This window comes from Bacillus sp. PK6-026 (genome assembly GCF_054161455.1).
In genome coordinates this window covers 408,413-426,101 of record NZ_CP096418.1, presented here as the reverse complement: position 1 = coordinate 426,101, position 17,689 = coordinate 408,413, and the positions used below count along the sequence as shown (strand labels likewise).

The following is a 17,689-nucleotide window of genomic DNA, read 5'->3' as shown; positions in this document are numbered from 1 at the left end:
GGGCTGAACAATCCCCTTATTGTTCAGCCGTCCGCTTTACTTCGACAAAACACGGGTAATCTTTTCAATCGCCCAATCCAAATCCTCATTTGAAATAACAAGAGGAGGCGCAAAGCGAATCACCGTTTCATGCGTTTCTTTGCAGAGCAGGCCTTCTTCTTTCAAACGCTCGCAATACGGACGCGCCGCCTCGGTCAGCTCAACCCCAATGAACAGCCCTCTGCCGCGCACTTCTTTGATTTTTGGATTATCGATTTGCGAGAGCTTCTCTTTAAAATATTCCCCGAGCTCCAGCGACCGTTCAGCGAGCCGCTCATCTTCCAACACTTCAAGGGCGGCGATCGATACGGCGCATGCAAGCGGGTTCCCTCCAAAAGTCGACCCGTGTGAGCCGGGATTAAACACGCCAAGCACATCTCTGTTTGAAGCAATACACGATATTGGGAACACGCCGCCTCCGAGCGCTTTTCCTAAAATGTACATGTCCGGTGTGACATCCTCCCAATCAGAGGCGAACATTTTGCCTGTTCGTGCAAGCCCTGACTGTATTTCGTCAGCGATAAACAAGACATTGCGTTCTTTACAGACTTCTGCAGCCTGTTTCAAAAAGCCTTCCGGCGGAATGACAATACCCGCTTCACCCTGAATCGGCTCAATTAAGAAAGCGGCCGTATTCGGTGTGATCGCCTGTTTCAGCGCCTCCAGATCCCCGTATGGAATCAGCTTGATGCCAGGAAGCATCGGCCCGAAACCGCGTTTATACTCTTCTTCTGATGAAAGCGACACAGCCAGCATCGTCCGGCCGTGAAAATTGCCTACACATGCGATAATTTCAGCCTTATTGTCCGGAACGCCTTTTACATCATAAGCCCAGCGCCGGGCTGCTTTAATCGCGGACTCAACCGCTTCCGCTCCGGTGTTCATCGGCAGAACCATATCTTTCCCCGTTAATGAAGCGACCTTTTCATAGAAAGGACCAAGCTGGTCATTGTGAAAAGCTCTCGACGTCAAGGTGATTTTGTCGGCCTGATCTTTTAACGCCTGGATGATTTTCGGATGCCTGTGCCCTTGATTCACTGCGGAATAAGCGCTCAGCATATCCATGTATCGGTTGCCTTCCGGATCTTTCACCCACGCGCCTTCCGCTTCAGAAATCACGATCGGCAGAGGATGATAGTTATTCGCGCCAAAATGTGCGGTTTGCTTCATAATTTTCTCGGACTTTGATAGAACCGTCATTCTGATTCCTCCTTCTTATTTTTGGACATACATGCCAGATGTCGTATTTTGTTTCACACTATTTTATATGCAAGGATCGTGCCAATCTTAAAACCGCAAATTTTCAGAACATTGCATGTATAATTCGCAAAAAATTTTGCGGTTTTTATTCAAAGGTGCAAAAATAAATGCATATTTTTTTGCACCCTTATCAAATCTTCACTTACAATGGAGAGACAGTTACGAACAAAGGGGGATGTCACTTGCTGAAGAATTATGATTTACTCAAGCTTATTTTTCAAAGAATTATAGATGAAATCGATATCGGCTTGCATGTCGTCGACGAAAACGGCACATCTGTTGTCTATAACAAAAAAATGAGCCAGATTGAAGGGATGGATGTCAACGATGTGCTCGGCAAAAACGTGCTGGACGTGTTTACCTTTGCCAGCCAATATGACAGCACTCTCCTGCAGGCGCTGCATCACGGGAAAACGAACAAAAACGTCAAGCAGACCTACTTCAATAACAAGGGCCAGGAAATTACGACCGTCAATCATACGTTTCCCATTATGGAAAACGGGAATACGAAAGGAGCGGTTGAGATTGCCAAAGATGTCACAAAGCTTGAACGGCTGATCAGAGAAAATATGAACAAAACAGAAAACACAAAGTATACGTTTGACAGTCTGATCGGCGTCAGCCCGGCGTTCAAGGAAGTCATTGAACATGCAAAGCGGGCGACCCGGACCTCTTCCTCCATTCTCATCGTCGGCGACACCGGAACCGGAAAAGAACTGTTCGCCCAAAGTATACATAACGGAAGCCAGCGGTCGACTGGCCCATTCATCTCACAAAACTGCGCAGCCCTCCCGGAAAGCCTCGTCGAAGGCCTTTTATTCGGTACGGCCAAAGGCGCATTCACGGGTGCCGTCGATCGCCCGGGTCTTTTCGAACAAGCAGACGGCGGCACACTTCTCCTTGACGAGATCAATTCTTTGGACTTCAGCTTGCAGGCAAAGCTTTTGCGCGCGATTCAAGAAAAAACGATCAGGCGGATCGGCGCTTCGAAGGATACTCCGATCGATGTCAGGATCATCGCGACGATGAACGAAGATCCAGTCGACGCGGTCAGCGGGCAAAGACTGCGAAAAGATTTGTATTACAGGCTGAGTGTCGTCACCTTGTTCATTCCTCCATTAAAAGATCGAAAGGAAGATATCATGCCGCTCACCCAGCATTTTATCGACAAATACAACGCATTGTTCCAAATGGAGGTCAAAGGTTTTGAAGAAGAGGTGCAGCGGTTTCTGCTTTCATACGATTGGCCGGGAAACGTCAGAGAACTTGAACATTTAATTGAAGGCGCCATGAATTTGATGTCTTACGAAGACAAACTCGAGCTGACGCACCTTCCATTGCAATACAGGACAAAACCAGCGGCAAAAAAGCAGCTGCCGCAGCAGGGCTATGATCTGTTCGCCCCGCTTCCTTCCGTCTCGGCAGCTCCTTTGAAGGAACAAATCGAGAATGCCGAAAAGTATTATATTCAAAAAACCGTTAAAAAATGCAATTACAATGTGTCCCAAGCTGCGCGGGTTCTGGGGATCAGCAGGCAGAGCCTGCAATACAGGCTTAAAAAATGGAAGATCCGTTTTGATCAGGAATCAGAATGATTATCACTAAAAACGAATTTCTTGACTCATACTAAAAAAGGTTTATGCTTTACTTTTGTAAGACCGTTAAGTACAATCATATCAACTAAATCCAATCAGAAAAGTGGGGAATAAAATGAAGAAAGCAATATTCGCTGTATTACTGACGCTGTTGATCACCGTGATGGCCGCATGCGGCGCGTCAGGGGACAATTCCAAGGATAAAAACGCAGCAGGCGACAGCCTCTGGTCTTCAATTAAAGATAAAGGCGTTTTGACCGTCGGTACTGAAGGAACGTACGAACCATTTACATTCCACGATAAAAAAACAGATCAATTAACAGGTTATGATGTCGAAGTGATGCAGGAAGTCGCCAAGCGCCTCAACCTGAAAGCTGAATTTAAAGAAACGCAGTGGGACAGCATGTTTGCCGGCCTCAACTCCAAGCGTTTTGACGTCGTTGCCAACCAAGTCGGGAAAAAAGACCGTGAAAATCAGTATGATTTTTCCGATTCATATACAACTTCCCAAGCCGTCGTTGTCACAAAAGCGGACAACAACGATATAAAAGCTGAAGGGGACGTCAAAGGGAAAAAAGCTGCACAATCTTTGACAAGCAACTATAATGACCTTGCGAAAAACGCCGGCGCTGAAATCGAAGGCGTGGAAGGAATGGCTCAAGCGTTTCAGTTGATTCAGCAGGGCCGTGTCGACCTCACCTTTAACGATAAACTGGCGGTGCTGAACTATTTGAAGACATCAGGAAACAAAAACCTGAAAGTCGCTTTTGAAACAGGCGAGCCGCAAACTACGCATTTTGCTTTCCGCAAAGGAAGCGGCGAGCTGGTTGACAAGGTCAACTCCGCGCTGAAAGACATGAAAGAGGATGGCACACTCGCGAAAATAGCGAAGAAATGGTTTGGCGAAGATGTTTCTAAATAATATACAAGCGGCGGCCATCGGCGCGGCGATCCCCTGGGATCTTGTGCGTGAATCATTTTGGCCGATCTTTTTAAGGGGAATCTATTACTCGATTCCCCTTGCCATTCTCTCTTTTATATTCGGTATGATCATCGCATTGATCACGGCGCTGGCGAGAATGTCCAAATCCCGCATTTTAAGAGCGGTTTTCGGCATTTATGTCTCAGCGATCCGCGGAACGCCGCTGCTCGTTCAGCTATTCATTGTTTTTTACTTGTTTCCAGCATTTCAAATCACGATTGACCCGTTTCCGAGCGCGATCATTGCCTTTTCATTAAATGTCGGCGCATATGCTTCGGAAATCATCAGGGCTTCCATCCTTTCCGTTCCGAAAGGGCAGTGGGAAGCGGCTTATTCGATTGGAATGACTCAAAAAACGGCCCTTACCAGGGTCATCCTGCCGCAGGCTGTACGCGTGTCGATTCCGCCATTATCCAATACATTCATCAGCTTGGTTAAAGACACATCGCTTGCGTCACAAATTCTTGTTGCTGAATTATTCCGGAAAGCCCAGGAAATCGGGGCCAGCAATCTAGACCAAATTTTAATCATTTATATGGAAGCCGCATTCATCTATTGGATCATCTGCTTTGTTCTCGCGCTTGTTCAGCAGCAGATTGAACGGCGATTGGACCGGTATGTGGCCAGGTAAGGAGGGAAATAGACAATGCTTGCGATCAAAGGGCTGAATAAATCCTTCGGCGAAAACGAGATCTTAAAAAAAATCGACCTGAACATCGAAAAAGGAAAAGTGATCGCCATCTTAGGGCCTTCCGGTTCCGGCAAGACGACGCTGCTTCGCTGCCTGAACGCTTTGGAAATTCCGAACCGCGGCATTCTTTCTTTTGACGATTTTACCATCGATTTTTCCAAGAAAAATAAACCGGCTGACCTCCTTCGACTGCGGAGAAAGTCGGGAATGGTGTTTCAGGCCTATCACCTGTTCCCGCACCGCACCGTGCTTGAAAATGTGATGGAAGGGCCGGTAAAAGTGCAAAAGCGCAATAAAGAAGAAGTCAAAAAGGAAGCCGTTCAGCTTCTGCAAAAGGTCGGCCTAGAAGACAAAATGGACCTTTATCCATTCCAGCTTTCCGGGGGACAGCAGCAGCGCGTCGGGATCGCCCGCGCTCTGGCCATCAAGCCAGAACTGATGCTTTTTGACGAACCCACATCGGCGCTTGATCCCGAGCTGGTCGGTGAAGTGCTGAAAGTCATGAAAGACCTTGCAAATGAGGGCTGGACGATGGTTGTCGTCACCCACGAAATCAAATTCGCGCAGGATGTCGCAGACGAAGTCGTCTTTATCGACGGCGGCGTCATCGTCGAACAGGGTCCGCCTGAACAAATTTTCTCAGCCCCTAAGGAAGAACGAACAAAACAGTTTTTAAACCGGATTTTGAATCCTGTATAAACATGACCCCCTGATCTGACAAGATCAGGGGTTTGTCATTTTTTACGTTCAATCAAATCTCGAATTATTTTGCTAGAATGACGAAGTCCTGTGGATTAGACCGGATGAAAGAACTAATTCTTTTCAGACTGCCGGAAACGATCCCTTGGAACCGCTCGTATAACTCATTCATTGTATCAGCATTGTGCCCATTAATTTCAATAACCTGCTTTGTATCTTCGAGTAGCTTCAACAGGTTTTCATCACCGAAATAGCGCAAAGCCCCGGTCACACCTGTCCAATATCCCGGTGCCTGCAATAAATAGGACACCCAGGAGTAAAACTCTTGGGCGGAGTCCTTTGCATGGTCATAGAAAACCCTAAACATGCACAGGGCCTGCTGACTCCTGTTCAAACTAGTAATCGCTTCTGATTTTGCCGCGGCATCCTTTCCACGAATACTTAGTAGGGTAGACTCAACACATACCCATCCGAGCCTCTCATCGCTTAATGTATCAAACTCCGCTTGTGTTATCGTTACTAATGTCATTATCCACATCCTTTCTTTTGACTTACACAAATGTTAATAAAAAATTCACTCTGCTCTTACGATAGATAAAGCAGTTTCTGTAACTTCCATTATAACAGTCATCAACTGATGATTTTCTGTTTGCTCTGCTGTTCCTTTTTGTTGTTGCTCCTGCTGCAGTTGCCCTAAGTAGTTCATACCTTGTGATATGGCTCCCCAGAATTGCATAGCCATAAGATTTACACTTCCTTGCCGTATCGAACCTTGTTGCATGCCTTGTTCAATGACCGAAGCGATGGGTTCAATAAATGCTTTTACCCATTCAAAAGGAGAAAGCTGTTCTTCGGTATACAGCAAATGAATGTCTAGACTGATTCTCATGTAAAAACGTGAAAGGGCTGGTTCCTTCAAAACCTGCATGCATACTAATCGTGCATACTCGCTTAATAATTCCAAAGGAGGCCTATCCTGCTGAAAGTGAGACACCGTCTTCTGCTTGGTCTGGGCCATTATATCCTCATACAATTCACGGAACAAGGTTTGCTTGTTCTTAAAATAGTGATACACCAACCCACGCGCCAGGCGAGCCTGTGCTGCAATATCGCCAATTTCGGTAGCTGAGTACCCTTTTTCAGCATACACCAAGATGGCTGCTCGTAAAATTTCCTGTTTCCGCTGTCTTCGAATTTCTTCATTCTGTTCCTTTGTACGTGGTGACAAGAAAAAAACCTCTTTTCATTGACATTCATGTCAATCAACATTATAAAAGAATATCGAGAAACTGTCAACAAAAGGAAATACCATTACGGTCTCTTGGGCGTTTAGTAGCTTCGGTAGTAAAAGGAATCAACTCGACCGTCACTGCTTCCGATTGATAAGTAAAACTCGCCCAACCGCGACGAAATTAAACTCTTTATTGTCAAGTCTCTGCTAGTAGAAAACCTCTACATCTTCCCTAGGAATCCGTTAAGAAGTTGAACGGTTCGAATAACGCTTGAATCAAAGATTTATTTATTCATTTTTTGCCGCCTCATTTATTCAAACTGAAAAAGGTTTGTCGACACAACAAAACAGCCTGATCTCTCTGGATCAGGCTGTTCTTTTTTATTCTGCGGCCAGTTTAAACTTGGATGCCGCTTGATTCAATTCTTCCGACAAAGCGGAGAGCTGCTGAATGGCCGATGCGATTTCCTGCATGCCGGCGCTTTGCTGCTCCGCTGCTGCCGCGACTTCCTCAGAACCTGCCGCCTGCTCTTCGGTAACGGCGGAAATCTGTTCCATCGCAGCCGAAATGTTTTGATACGATTTTTCGACTTTTAACAAAGACTGAAGCAACTGATCGGTCCGTTCGGCAAATTGAGAGATCCCTTTAAAAATTCCTGAAAAGTTCTCGTAAGTGCCGTTGATTAATATTTGCCCTTTGTCAACCGCTGCGTTTCCTTCCTGAATGCGTTCCATGACAAGCCGGCTGCTCTCCTGTGTGCCCGCCACAAGCTGGGAAACGGATAAAGCGGCATCTGCCGAGCGTTCAGAAAGCTTTCTGACTTCTCCCGCTACAACAGCAAAGCCCTGGCCTTCTTCACCGACCCGGGCGGCTTCAATTGAAGCATTGAGCGCCAGCAAATTCGTCTGTTCGGCAATAGAGGAAATCATTCCGATGACTTTTTCAATTTCTTCGGTATGGTTTTGCATCTCTGCTGCTGCTTGTTTGGACTCTTCCATCACGTTTTTAATCGTCTGGGTCTGCCGCAATGTTTCTTCGACAAGCTCCTGTCCGGTCTTGGAATCCTTGCTGACGCCTTCGGCAACGTTCTTCATCTCGTTCACTTCTTCTGTGACGTGTGTAAGCTGATGATCGATTTCGGCAGCCGATGTGTGGCAATCCGAAACGGACGAGACCACTTCGTTGATCCCCTCGCTCATGCTGTTCATCGATTCAGCCACCTGGGCCGCGCTTTCGCTCGATTCAGCCGATACATTTTTCAGCTGGAGACTCGTCTTGGATACCTCTTCAGAGGAAGCTGAAATTTGTCCAATCAATTGTTGTAAATTTTCGCTCATCCGCTTGAACGATTCGGCAAGCTTTCCGGCTTCATCACGGCTCTTGACAGAAATGTCGGCCGACAGATCGCCGTCGGCAATTTTTTCTGATGCCTTCATCAGCTGCCTGATCGGCTTCGCGATAAAAGAACCGAGAAAATAGGCCATGGCCATTCCGAGCAGCAAGACAAATGCTGCGATCGCAATTGTATACCACTTCGCTTTTGCAGCCGTCGCCGGAATCACGGAAGCATCAAGATCGATCCCCAAAATTCCCACCTTTTCGCCGGAGCTGTTCTCAAGCGGCTGAAAAATCGACTGGTGAATGCCGTATTCATCCTCATACACGTCGCTTACCGTCTCTTTGTTTGTCGTTAAGGCTTCTTTCATTTCAGGAGAAAAACTGTAATCCGTGCCGAAATCATCGGACGTATCCGACAGCACGAGAATCCGCTCCTTCCCGCCCTCATTGGAAAGGATATAGATATTTTCAAGATTGTTTTTCTTTTTCAGGCTGTCCACAGCCATTTTTGTCTGCTTGTAAAGCGGATTGTCCGCAGAATCGATTTCAAGCGGATTCCCGTCCAGACGTTTGATTTGGTTTTCAGCAAGATGAATATCGGTATAAAGACGGTTTTGGAACTGCTGTCTCAGCTGCTCTGACAAGTCTTTGCTGATATAAGTAAACACAGCTGAAAATGATGCGATCGTGATTAAAAGCACTAAGGCGACGCCAATCATAATTTTGACTGAAATGTGTTCTGTTAGCTTTTTCTTCAACGTTTTCATCGTCTATATCCCCTTTAATTTGTCATGAGAGATCCATGCTCCCGGCAGACTTCCTCAATATTTTCTTTTAAATAATCGATAATTCCCGGGACATGTTCAGGCATGGTATACGGAGAAATGACGAAAAATTTGCTGACGCAAAGCGGTATCTCAGTCCCTTCACAGGATTTCACAAGCAAGTGCTTTTTCGTATCGCCAAAAAACATCTTGTCCCTTTTTGTTCCGAGCTTTTCAAATAGTTTTTCAGTGAGTGCATTGTTTCTTTCCAGCTCTTGAATGGTGCATGCTCCCGAAATTTCGTCTTCAAATCTAGGGGCACCTTCAGAATAAATGCGAAACAGCGTAGACATGCCGAAGTTGTCCGGGTTCACAATATCGGCCTCCGGAATCTGCTGAGAAAGCTGTTCCCTAAAATGCAGGTTGACTTCAAGAAACTGTCCGAGCAGCTTTTGATAGCCTTCATAGCCAAATGCCATCAACGCGCTGTACATACTGATCGAACTGGCCATGCGCGAACATTCCAGCGTGTAGCCCGTATGGTAGTCCCCATAGCCGCGGTGGCCGACATACGGCGTCTCATCAGGATCCAGATCGATCCGTTTTAAGTCATTGCGATCTTTCACAAGAAACAGGCTCGTCACATAAGGCGTCTGTCCGAGCTTCTGAAAATCAAAACAAAGCGAATCGGCTGCGTGCAGATGCCTCATTTTTTCCTGAATCGGCTTGATCATGCTAAGAACACCGGGACTGAAGGATAAAGCGTTCTCATTCAGATCGTACTCATTAAAAAAGGCAAAAAATCCTCCCAGGGCGGAATCGGCGTGGATATGCGGAACCGGCAGCCCGAAGCTTTTCGCCGTTTCTTCAGCCGCACGGCGGACAGCGCTCACATCATCGATGCCGATCGCATCTGTCGTTCCTGTTGTAGCTACGATATAAACGGGAATCCCCCCGGCTTCGCAGACTTGTCTAAGCTTCGCCCGCAAATCTTCCGTATCCATGGAATGGTCGAGATTTGTTTTGACTTTAATTAAATGATCGCTCCCGAGTCCTGCGGCTTCCATTGACTTATACAAGCTGTAATGAGCCGCTTCAGAACAAAACGCGTAGAAATTGCCGGGAACCCCTTCTTTCAGCGATGACGGCGCCATTTTGGCAATCGCGATTCTGAGGCCGCTGTATACCGCACCTTGTCCTCCCCACGTCGTGTAGCCTCCGCTTGTTTCGGCATCATACCCCGCAAGCTTTGACATCATCGCCGTAACTTTCACTTCCGCCTCCGCTCCGGCTGGACCGTACACATCCCACAGGTTGTTCCCATTGACCATGAACGCCGTAAGCATGCCTAATATCCCCGGGATGCTCGCCATCGGCAGAATGTTTGTGAAAAAGTATTTGGTATGATACGGATGGCCGTGCAACAGCTTCAACAGCTCTTCGTTGACCTCTTTCATCGGCGCACCTTCGTGCGGAATCCGGCTCTCTGCGACCAGCTTTTCATAAAAGAAGCCCTCACGGTTCTTCTCGCCGCCAAGGTTGACCTGATCTGGATTTTTCAGCTCGTCCACTCCCTCGATCAGCTGTTCAATCAATGATAGGAATTCATGTCTTTTCGCTTCATTTCCGTCCTCGCTCGGAAACCATTTCTGTACATCCGGTGTATTGCGTTGCTGCATGATTTTCTCTCCTGCCTTGTCTTTAATATTTCGGAAAAAGTTTTCACTTGCCATATCGGTATAATATTCCTATATTTTTAGGCCTTCGCTCAAAAAGTTCATGAAATTGTTTAATCTTTTACATTTTCTTTTAAATAAAAAAACTTCTTAACGATATATTAAGAAGTTTTCGAAACATTTGAGCGCTATTTCCGTACAATAGAATGATAAATTCATATTGGAAAGGATTTCTTTAAAATGAAACAAGAAAATGAGAAAAAAACATTCAGTATGAGAATGCTGCTCAATATGGTCGGCCTATTCGTCTTTACCGGCATGATAGTCAGCGCATATACCCAGGCTTTTTACTTGGATGAACATCTCGAGATCTGCCGCTTTGTATACATGACGGCAAGAGAGTGGAAAGAATTTTTTTTGTTTGTGTCCGGGACGGCCATCATCTATTTCGTTTTGGCAAATGTTCTTTCATTCAAGAAAAAACGCTGAAGAAAAACTTAGTGCTTTCGTCTTCTCCATTCCTTCGTTTCCTCTTTAAAGGCAAGATACAGACAGACGATCAAGGCAATGATCAAAGCAATCCAAACGGGCATCGCCAGAAAAGGTGCATAGTTCAATATAAGCAACAGTGCGAGACAGGCTAAAACGGAAAGACAGATCAGCCTTACTAAAAAAATCAACGCCATTCCCCTCCTTTTTTCATAACATCTGCTGTTTTTTCCCTGCAAACTGCTGAACCGCAATGACAGCAAAGAGCCAGCCTACAAGAACGGCCCAAGCGCTCGGTTCGCCCATTGGCTCTGTCGAATAGAACTGGCAGATGATGCTTCCTCGAAAGAAACAAAAGGGTCCAGGACCCTTATCAGACTCTGAATTTCTCCCCTCCACAATGGAAAATGTATCTCTACAGCTATCATACATCATTTTCATCAATTGGAATATAATCATAATTATGTAAATTGAAGAGCCGCATTCCGAAATCCGCATTTATCCGTTCTGAAGAATGTGATACAATGACAATCGATTGTTTTTTTGAAAAGAGGGGAATCCATTGAAGCGGGAACTTGTTTTGCGCTGGCTTTTTTATTTTGTCGGATTGATTGTTTTGTCTTTTGGGGTTTCTCTTACGATTGAAGGGAAAGTGCTCGGCATCGGTCCTTGGGATGCATTTCACTACGGGTTGTATATGCTTTTGGGCCTTACAGTCGGCCAATGGGCGATTATTGTCGGGGCGGTTATCGTAGGTTTAACGTCCTTATTTACAAAAGCATGGCCGAAAATCGGCGCCGTGCTTAATATGCTGTTAATCGGTATTTTTATAGATTTCTTTACTTATATTCTTCCAGACCCGGAAACGTATATTTCAAGCACTGTCGTATTCGTGATCGGCGTCATTTTTATCGGTTACGGAGTCGGCATTTATGTGTCGGCAGATCTTGGTGCGGGTCCGCGCGACTCCCTGATGCTTTTGATTTCCGAGAAAACGGGCTGGAACGTTCAGTGGGTCCGCAACGGAATGGAGCTGACGATTTTACTGATCGGCTGGCTGCTCGGCGGGCCGATCGGCATCGGCACTGTTTTAACCGCCATTTTAACAGGCCTGATTTTGCGGTTTTCTTTGCCTCAGTCCAAACAGCTTTTAAAAACAGCTATGACAGGAAGGCGCATCAGAGCTGCCAAGCCTGTACATATGTCGCTGAAAAAAAACGGATGAGCGTTTCATCCGTTTTTCTCGTTCAGATTATTTCTGTTTTACCACCGGTATCCAAATTTCGGTGATATGGTCTTGCGCCATAATATCCCCGTCCTCAGGATAGGCTTCAAATTGCGGCGCGTTCGCCAGTTCATAGCCCGTCGCCGGAAACCATTCTGAGAAGATTCTTTCCCATGTGGCTTGAACAGCCGGATTGACGGGACCGATGGCCTCAAATACGGCCCAAGTTGCGGCGGGAATCGATTTTCCGACACAGCCGGCAGGCGTATCGGCGGTTGTTTTTTCGACCCCGATGACATAATTGAACGTATCGGCTTGATCGTTAAAATCCATGCAGACGCCAAGGAAGCCGAGCGGGCCGATATCCGGCTTTAAAGAATCGGTAAAGCCGTTGTGATTTAATTCGTTCCAAAAAGCCGGAATGTCCTTTTTGTTTTGATCATCCTTCACCGTAACCTCCAACGCTTTGCCGATCACCTGAAACGGTTCTTTTTCAACAATCTTGTAATTCATATCCTCCACTCCCTTTATTTGAATATGAAAGGATAGACGCGGAAATGCCCTGAGCGTCCTGCCTTTTTCACGGGCCTGTGAAGGGCTGATACCGTGAAGGCGGCTGAATGCCTTTGAAAATGATTCCGGTGTGTTGTAGCCGTATTTAAAAGCAGCATCAACCACTTTTATATGTGAAGCAGCCAGCTCCTGCGCGGCGACTGTCAGCCTTCTTTTCCGAATGTAATCGGCAAGGGTAACACCCGTCAGCATGTAGAACATCCGCTGATAATGAAATTTCGAACAGTATGCGATTTGGGCGATTTCTTCGTGTTTCAGCGGCTGATCCAAATGCTTTTCAATATAATCGATGCTTTCAGCCAAACGATTCAGAATGTCCATTGTTTCCGCTCCTCTCATTTACAACGATACTTCATGCCAATCAGAAATTCCGGTCATTCCGTGCGTTGTTGTGACAGGAGCCGAACAGCCATTTGACGGCTTCCGGAAAACGCTTCGCAAACCTCTCAAGCCGATGTGAGCCTCCTTCATCAATGACAAACTTCAGTTCTTTTTCGAAGGCGGCGCTTTCGGTTAACAGGCTGAAGGCTTCCTTCGTCCTCGGTATCATCTCCTTCTGCAGATTATCCCTGTCTGCTCCTTCCATGCTTCCAACATCCATATAAATGCGCAGATGCTCATTTTCAAAGCGGTTATTCTTCATAAACTCGGTCATTCCTTCAAACCAGAAAGACCCTGACAAAGATCCGATTTTCCCAAATGTCTTAGATGCTAAATACGCCGTGTAAACCGAGATCAATCCGCCGAACGACTTTCCGATGATTCCTGTATGTTCACGGCTTGGATTTGTTCGGTAGCGCCTGTCGATATAGGGCTTAAGCCGATTGGCCAAAAAAGCGGCATATTCGTTGCCCTTCCCGCCGTACGCCCGTTTATTCGGCAGCAAATGCGGTTTGGGAAAAGGCGTGTATTCGCTTTCCCTGTCTTTCGGAGCCACTCCGACCAGCAGCAATTCCGGCACTTCCTGATTCGAAAACAGCTTTTCGATTGAGGGCAAACTGCCGCTGTGTGCCGGATCGAACAAATCGCCCAGATCGTGTACGTATAGGACGGGATAGCGGTTATTACTGCTTCCGTATGAAGGAGGAAGATAGATCAAAAGCTCCCTCCCGAAGTATGTATCTTTTATCAATGTTCCGTCTATCATGTTCATCACTCCATTCTGCACAGGTATCATGCCTATCTTTCCTGCTGCCTGTTTGCTAAAATGAAAGCAGAAAAAATATCATGTGAAGAGGTTGCATTTGATGAAGATTTACGCCGTTTATATGGATCAGCTGCCGGAAGCCGGCCAATTTAACCGAATGATGGCCATGGTGTCTGAAGAAAAGCGCAAAAAAGTGGGCAGATACAGATATCCCGAAGATGCCAGCAGGACGCTGATCGGGGAAGTGCTGGCGAGGCACATCATCAGTGAAACGTTTCATTTACCGAACGATCAGATCCGTTTTACGGAAGGAAGGTACGGCAAACCGGCTGCTGAAGGTCTGAACGACTTTCATTTCAACATTTCCCACTCCGGAAACTGGATCGTGTGCGGAGCTGGCACCAAGCCGATCGGAGTGGATGTCGAAAAAATCAAGCCGATCAATTTCGACATTGCCGAGCGGTTTTTTTCTCCTTCAGAGCACCATGATCTCATGGAAAAGGACGACTCAGAGCGCCTGTCGTATTTCTATCATTTGTGGACGATGAAAGAAAGCTTTATCAAACAGGCGGGAAAAGGCCTGTCTCTGCCGCTTGATTCCTTCTCCGTCAAACTGAACGAACAAGGACGCGCTTCGGTGGAAACTCCCCCAGGCTATCCGCCTTGCTATATCCAAGCCTATGAAATTGACCCAGGCTATAAAATGGCGGTGTGTTCCGCCGCACCTGAATTTCCAGACCGCATTGTGATGAAAAGCTGCGCTGAACTGTCAACGCTTTAAAAAGTTCCGCTCTAAAAATAAGCGGTTTCCACCGCTTGCCGCAAGCGGTCGATGCCGCGGCGGATGTCGTCTTCCTTTACATTGGACGTATTGATTTTTAATAGATTTCTTTTTGGAAAGGCCGACATATAATGAGCGTTTACCGGTTCGAGCAGGACGTTCCGTTTTTGTAAGCTTTTGATCAGACGGGACGCCGGGATCGTCCGGTCCAATTCGATGTGGGTGTGGATGGCCGGATGGCCGTGTGGATGGAATTCAAGCACATCCCCCAGTGACGCGGCACATTCTTTTAGCAGATCATGCAGAAGGCATGATCTTTTTTGATAGGAAGAACGGATCTTTTGCTTATGCTTTTCAAACATCCCGCTCTTCAAATAGATCTCCAAAGCGGCCTGAGACAGCATGGAACTGTCAATGTCGAGCAGCTGTTTGTACCGGTTGAACACATCTGTCAGAGAATCGGGCAGCACAGCGGCTCCGACCCGCAGACCCGGAAAAATAATCTTGGAGAAACTTTTCAAATAAATGACGTGTGAAGAAACGTCATAATAATGTAACGGGTCCGCCTTTTTATGATTCTCCAAATCTCCTAAAAAATCATCCTCGGCGATATAGACGTCATACTTTTCCGCCAGCTTGACGATGGCCATTTTTTCCCGTTCCGTATAGGAAGTCCCGAGCGGATTGTGGAATCTCGGCATCGTATAAAAGAATTTGATGTCTTCGGTTTGGAAAATTTGCTCCAGCTCGTCCATATCGATGCCCTCAGCGGTTCTCTCGATGCCGATTGCGGGTATGCCGTGAACTTCAAGGTATTGAATCAGTAAATGATAGCTCGGCTGTTCGATCAGAATTTTCCGCTTCCGGTTGGGAAAAGGCATTGAAGCGAGCAGAGCGAGGGCCTGCTGCACGCCTGATGTAATAAAAATGTGTTCCTCTTTCGCAAACACCTGGCCGTTGGCAAGCTCTTTTTGTATGGCCTCGATTAATGACGGAAGACCTTTCGGCGTCCCATAGATAAACAGATCGTTTTTGTATGTGTCAATGGCTTTATTGATGCAATGCTGAAAATCGATGTATGGAAAGACATCAGGATCAGGAGCAGATGCTGAGAAATCGATCACAGCCTTTCCGGGATTTGGTCGCTGATTCGTTTTTTTCACGACGTAATAGCCGCTTTTCGGCACTGAGTAGATGAGGTGCTGTCTCTCCAGCTCGCTAAACGCCCTGATGACCGTGCTTTTGCTTACTTTGAAGCGTACGGACAGCTCGCGGATGGACGGCAGCCTGTCCCCTTCCTGAAAGGATTTGTCTTCGATCATATCCTCCAATTCGTTCATCAGCGCTACATATTTGTGCATGTTCGTCTCCTTCGCCAATCTGTAACGGTACAGATTCCGTTTTTTTGTATTGTATCAGATTTCGCTTCCGTATAAGATGACAGAAGCCGGTAAAATATCTGTATTGCATGCATACTTTAACGGAGATGATCGACTTTGAACAAATCTGCTTATGCGGCAGCTTTGCTCTATGCTTTTATCATTGGGTTTTCTTTTTTCTTTGTCAAATTGGCTCTCACTGCAGCGAATCCGGTCGATATTCTGGCCCATCGCTTTACGGTCGCTTTTTTGGCCGCGCTTTTTCCCCTTCTGCTTGGATGGGTAAAGATTGGCATCAGCATGAAAGATGCGCTGAAGGTACTGCCTTTAGCTTTATTTTATCCTGTCATGTTTTTTGCTTTTCAAGTGTTTGGGCTCGTCTACACGTCTTCGTCTGAAGCCGGCATCATTCAAGCGGCGATCCCGATCTTTACGATGATATTCGCCGCTTATTTTTTAAATGAACGGTTTACGAAGCGGCAATTCTTTTTCACCGTCTTGTCAGCGGCGGGGGTGGCCTGCATCTTTATGATGAAAAGCGCAGGCACCGGAAGCTCCGATTTGAGAGGGGCGGCGCTGATTTTGCTTTCGGCGCTTTCATCGGCGGGCTACAGTGTGCTCGCGAGAAAGATGACACGCACCTTCAATTCGCTTGAATTAACATATGTGACCACTGGTGCGGGATTTCTCTTTTTCAACGGCATCGCCGGGATCAGTCACATGGCAGACGGCACGCTGAGCGGATTTTTTGCTCCCTTCACTGATCCGGTGTTTATTCTTTCGGTTTTGTATTTGGGCGTGTTGTCATCGTTTGCGACATCATTTTTATCTAATTATGCTCTCTCAAAAATAGAAGCTGCGAAAATCAGCATGTTTAATCATCTGGCGACACTGGTGACGATTTTGGCTGGGATCATATGGCTGGGAGAATCACTTGAATGGTTTCACTTCGCAGGAACGGGGATGATTATTGCCGGACTGATCGGAGCGACGATGGTCAGGCCGGAAAGTCGGCTGAAAAAAGGCTAAAAAACGGAAAATCGGCTGTTTCAACACACCGATTTTCCGTTTTTCTTTATATTGCCGGGCCGGCCTCCTTGCGGCTGGCCGCGGCAATCGTTTTGATCTTCGCGGCTACTTGTTCCGTTTTTGCTAAAAGATACATATGGCCGCCTTTGAAATAGTGGAAATCGATCGTACGCGCCCACTTTTTCCAGCCATGCGCATCCTTCATGCATTTCTCATCGCGATCTCCGTTCAGGATATGAACAGGCGACATGAGCGGCGTATGATCCGTATGGCAGAACGTCTCAAGCGCTCTGTAGTCCGCTCTGAATGACGGCAGGAAAAAGTTCATGACTTCCCTGTTATCTTTCAGTTGTTGGGGTATTCCGCCAAGCTGGATGAGATGGTCGAGAAATGCGTCATCATTTTTGTGAGACACTTTTTGCCGCTGAATATGAGGCGGCTGAATCGCTGAAATCACCGCAGCTGCCGGAAAGATGCCTTCTTGTTCAAGCTTTTGCGTCAACCTGTAAACAACCATCCCGCCCATGCTGTGGCCAAACAGTACGAATGGAGCGGAGAGCCTCGGCTTGAGCACCGCTATATACAGATCGACGAGTTCTTCCAAATTGTCGACAAACGCCATTCGATTTGTTCCGTGTCCAGGCGGTTCGATGGCCAGTACTTCAAAATCTGCTTTTAAATGTTCATAAAGCGGTCCGAATGATGCCGAATATCCCCCGGCAAACGGGAAACAGATCAACTGCGTGCCGCCTGCCGGCGCTCCAAACTGCTTAATGATCTCGTTCATTTA

Annotated in this window: 18 protein-coding genes; 8 read left to right on the top strand and 10 right to left on the bottom strand. The window is 46.7% G+C overall.

What is annotated here, in order from left to right; translation table 11 throughout:
- Positions 1–36: 36 nt before the first annotated feature.
- Positions 37–1,239, bottom strand: coding sequence for an ornithine--oxo-acid transaminase (locus M1D59_RS02145; protein ID WP_445604606.1), 1,203 nt, complete (start codon positions 1,237–1,239; stop codon positions 37–39).
- Positions 1,240–1,481: 242 nt separating this feature from the next.
- On the opposite strand from M1D59_RS02145, the gene M1D59_RS02140 reads away from it, so the two are divergent.
- The 4 genes from M1D59_RS02140 to M1D59_RS02125 all read left to right on the top strand — a co-directional run bounded on the left by M1D59_RS02140 (position 1,482) and on the right by M1D59_RS02125 (position 5,266).
- A complete protein-coding gene (locus M1D59_RS02140) occupies positions 1,482–2,894 on the top strand; it encodes a sigma-54 interaction domain-containing protein (protein WP_023855659.1) in 1,413 nt (470 codons plus the stop codon).
- A 115-nt stretch (positions 2,895–3,009) separates the two neighbouring features.
- On the top strand, positions 3,010–3,816 hold the full coding sequence (gene tcyA / locus M1D59_RS02135) for a cystine ABC transporter substrate-binding lipoprotein TcyA (protein WP_020450122.1): 807 nt from the start codon (positions 3,010–3,012) through the stop codon (positions 3,814–3,816).
- Positions 3,803–4,507: an amino acid ABC transporter permease gene (locus M1D59_RS02130; RefSeq protein ID WP_458117751.1), complete on the top strand. Its 705-nt coding sequence runs from the start codon at positions 3,803–3,805 to the stop codon at positions 4,505–4,507. The genes tcyA and M1D59_RS02130 overlap by 14 nt, the downstream gene beginning before the upstream one ends.
- A gap of 15 nt (positions 4,508–4,522) precedes the next feature.
- A complete protein-coding gene (locus tag M1D59_RS02125) occupies positions 4,523–5,266 on the top strand; it encodes an amino acid ABC transporter ATP-binding protein (protein ID WP_003178866.1) in 744 nt (247 codons plus the stop codon).
- A 64-nt stretch (positions 5,267–5,330) separates the two neighbouring features.
- Here M1D59_RS02125 and M1D59_RS02120 read toward each other — a convergent pair whose 3' ends face one another.
- The 4 genes from M1D59_RS02120 to M1D59_RS02105 form a co-directional block, all read right to left on the bottom strand.
- Positions 5,331–5,795 carry a hypothetical protein gene (locus M1D59_RS02120; RefSeq protein WP_035337254.1) on the bottom strand — a complete coding sequence of 155 codons (465 nt, stop codon included), beginning with the start codon at positions 5,793–5,795 and terminating at the stop codon, positions 5,331–5,333.
- Positions 5,796–5,840: 45 nt separating this feature from the next.
- The gene (locus M1D59_RS02115; RefSeq protein WP_035337257.1) at positions 5,841–6,494 is read right to left on the bottom strand and encodes a TetR/AcrR family transcriptional regulator; all 654 of its coding nucleotides are present in this window, start codon (positions 6,492–6,494) and stop codon (positions 5,841–5,843) included.
- 384 nt (positions 6,495–6,878) lie between these two features.
- The gene (locus M1D59_RS02110) at positions 6,879–8,603 is read right to left on the bottom strand and encodes a methyl-accepting chemotaxis protein (protein WP_020450119.1); all 1,725 of its coding nucleotides are present in this window, start codon (positions 8,601–8,603) and stop codon (positions 6,879–6,881) included.
- Between the two features lie 14 nt (positions 8,604–8,617).
- Positions 8,618–10,279: a pyridoxal phosphate-dependent decarboxylase family protein gene (locus M1D59_RS02105; protein ID WP_458117750.1), complete on the bottom strand. Its 1,662-nt coding sequence runs from the start codon at positions 10,277–10,279 to the stop codon at positions 8,618–8,620.
- Between the two features lie 237 nt (positions 10,280–10,516).
- Between M1D59_RS02105 and M1D59_RS02100 the strand changes: the two genes are divergently transcribed.
- Positions 10,517–10,765, top strand: a complete 249-nt coding sequence (locus M1D59_RS02100) for a hypothetical protein (protein WP_020450117.1) — start codon at positions 10,517–10,519, stop codon at positions 10,763–10,765.
- A gap of 8 nt (positions 10,766–10,773) precedes the next feature.
- Here the strand turns inward: M1D59_RS02100 and M1D59_RS02095 are convergent, their stop codons facing one another.
- On the bottom strand, positions 10,774–10,962 hold the full coding sequence (locus tag M1D59_RS02095) for a hypothetical protein (RefSeq protein WP_020450116.1): 189 nt from the start codon (positions 10,960–10,962) through the stop codon (positions 10,774–10,776).
- A gap of 365 nt (positions 10,963–11,327) precedes the next feature.
- Between M1D59_RS02095 and M1D59_RS02090 the strand changes: the two genes are divergently transcribed.
- The gene (locus M1D59_RS02090) at positions 11,328–11,990 is read left to right on the top strand and encodes a YczE/YyaS/YitT family protein (RefSeq protein ID WP_020450114.1); all 663 of its coding nucleotides are present in this window, start codon (positions 11,328–11,330) and stop codon (positions 11,988–11,990) included.
- A 27-nt stretch (positions 11,991–12,017) separates the two neighbouring features.
- Here the strand turns inward: M1D59_RS02090 and M1D59_RS02085 are convergent, their stop codons facing one another.
- Both M1D59_RS02085 and M1D59_RS02080 read right to left on the bottom strand, forming a co-directional pair.
- Positions 12,018–12,884, bottom strand: coding sequence for an AraC family transcriptional regulator (locus M1D59_RS02085; RefSeq protein WP_059231297.1), 867 nt, complete (start codon positions 12,882–12,884; stop codon positions 12,018–12,020).
- A gap of 40 nt (positions 12,885–12,924) precedes the next feature.
- Complete coding sequence (locus M1D59_RS02080) at positions 12,925–13,740, bottom strand: alpha/beta hydrolase (protein ID WP_020450112.1); 816 nt, start codon at positions 13,738–13,740, stop codon at positions 12,925–12,927.
- A gap of 70 nt (positions 13,741–13,810) precedes the next feature.
- Here M1D59_RS02080 and M1D59_RS02075 point away from each other — a divergent pair, with 70 nt between their 5' ends.
- Positions 13,811–14,491 carry a 4'-phosphopantetheinyl transferase family protein gene (locus tag M1D59_RS02075; RefSeq protein WP_020450111.1) on the top strand — a complete coding sequence of 227 codons (681 nt, stop codon included), beginning with the start codon at positions 13,811–13,813 and terminating at the stop codon, positions 14,489–14,491.
- Between the two features lie 11 nt (positions 14,492–14,502).
- Here M1D59_RS02075 and M1D59_RS02070 read toward each other — a convergent pair whose 3' ends face one another.
- A complete protein-coding gene (locus M1D59_RS02070) occupies positions 14,503–15,852 on the bottom strand; it encodes an aminotransferase-like domain-containing protein (protein ID WP_020450110.1) in 1,350 nt (449 codons plus the stop codon).
- Positions 15,853–15,987: 135 nt separating this feature from the next.
- Between M1D59_RS02070 and M1D59_RS02065 the strand changes: the two genes are divergently transcribed.
- Positions 15,988–16,899 carry a DMT family transporter gene (locus tag M1D59_RS02065; protein ID WP_020450109.1) on the top strand — a complete coding sequence of 304 codons (912 nt, stop codon included), beginning with the start codon at positions 15,988–15,990 and terminating at the stop codon, positions 16,897–16,899.
- A 46-nt stretch (positions 16,900–16,945) separates the two neighbouring features.
- Here M1D59_RS02065 and licTE read toward each other — a convergent pair whose 3' ends face one another.
- Entirely contained in the window at positions 16,946–17,686 is a 741-nt protein-coding gene (gene licTE, locus M1D59_RS02060) for a lichenysin biosynthesis thioesterase LicTE (protein ID WP_145624619.1), read from the bottom strand.
- Positions 17,687–17,689 lie beyond the last annotated feature (3 nt).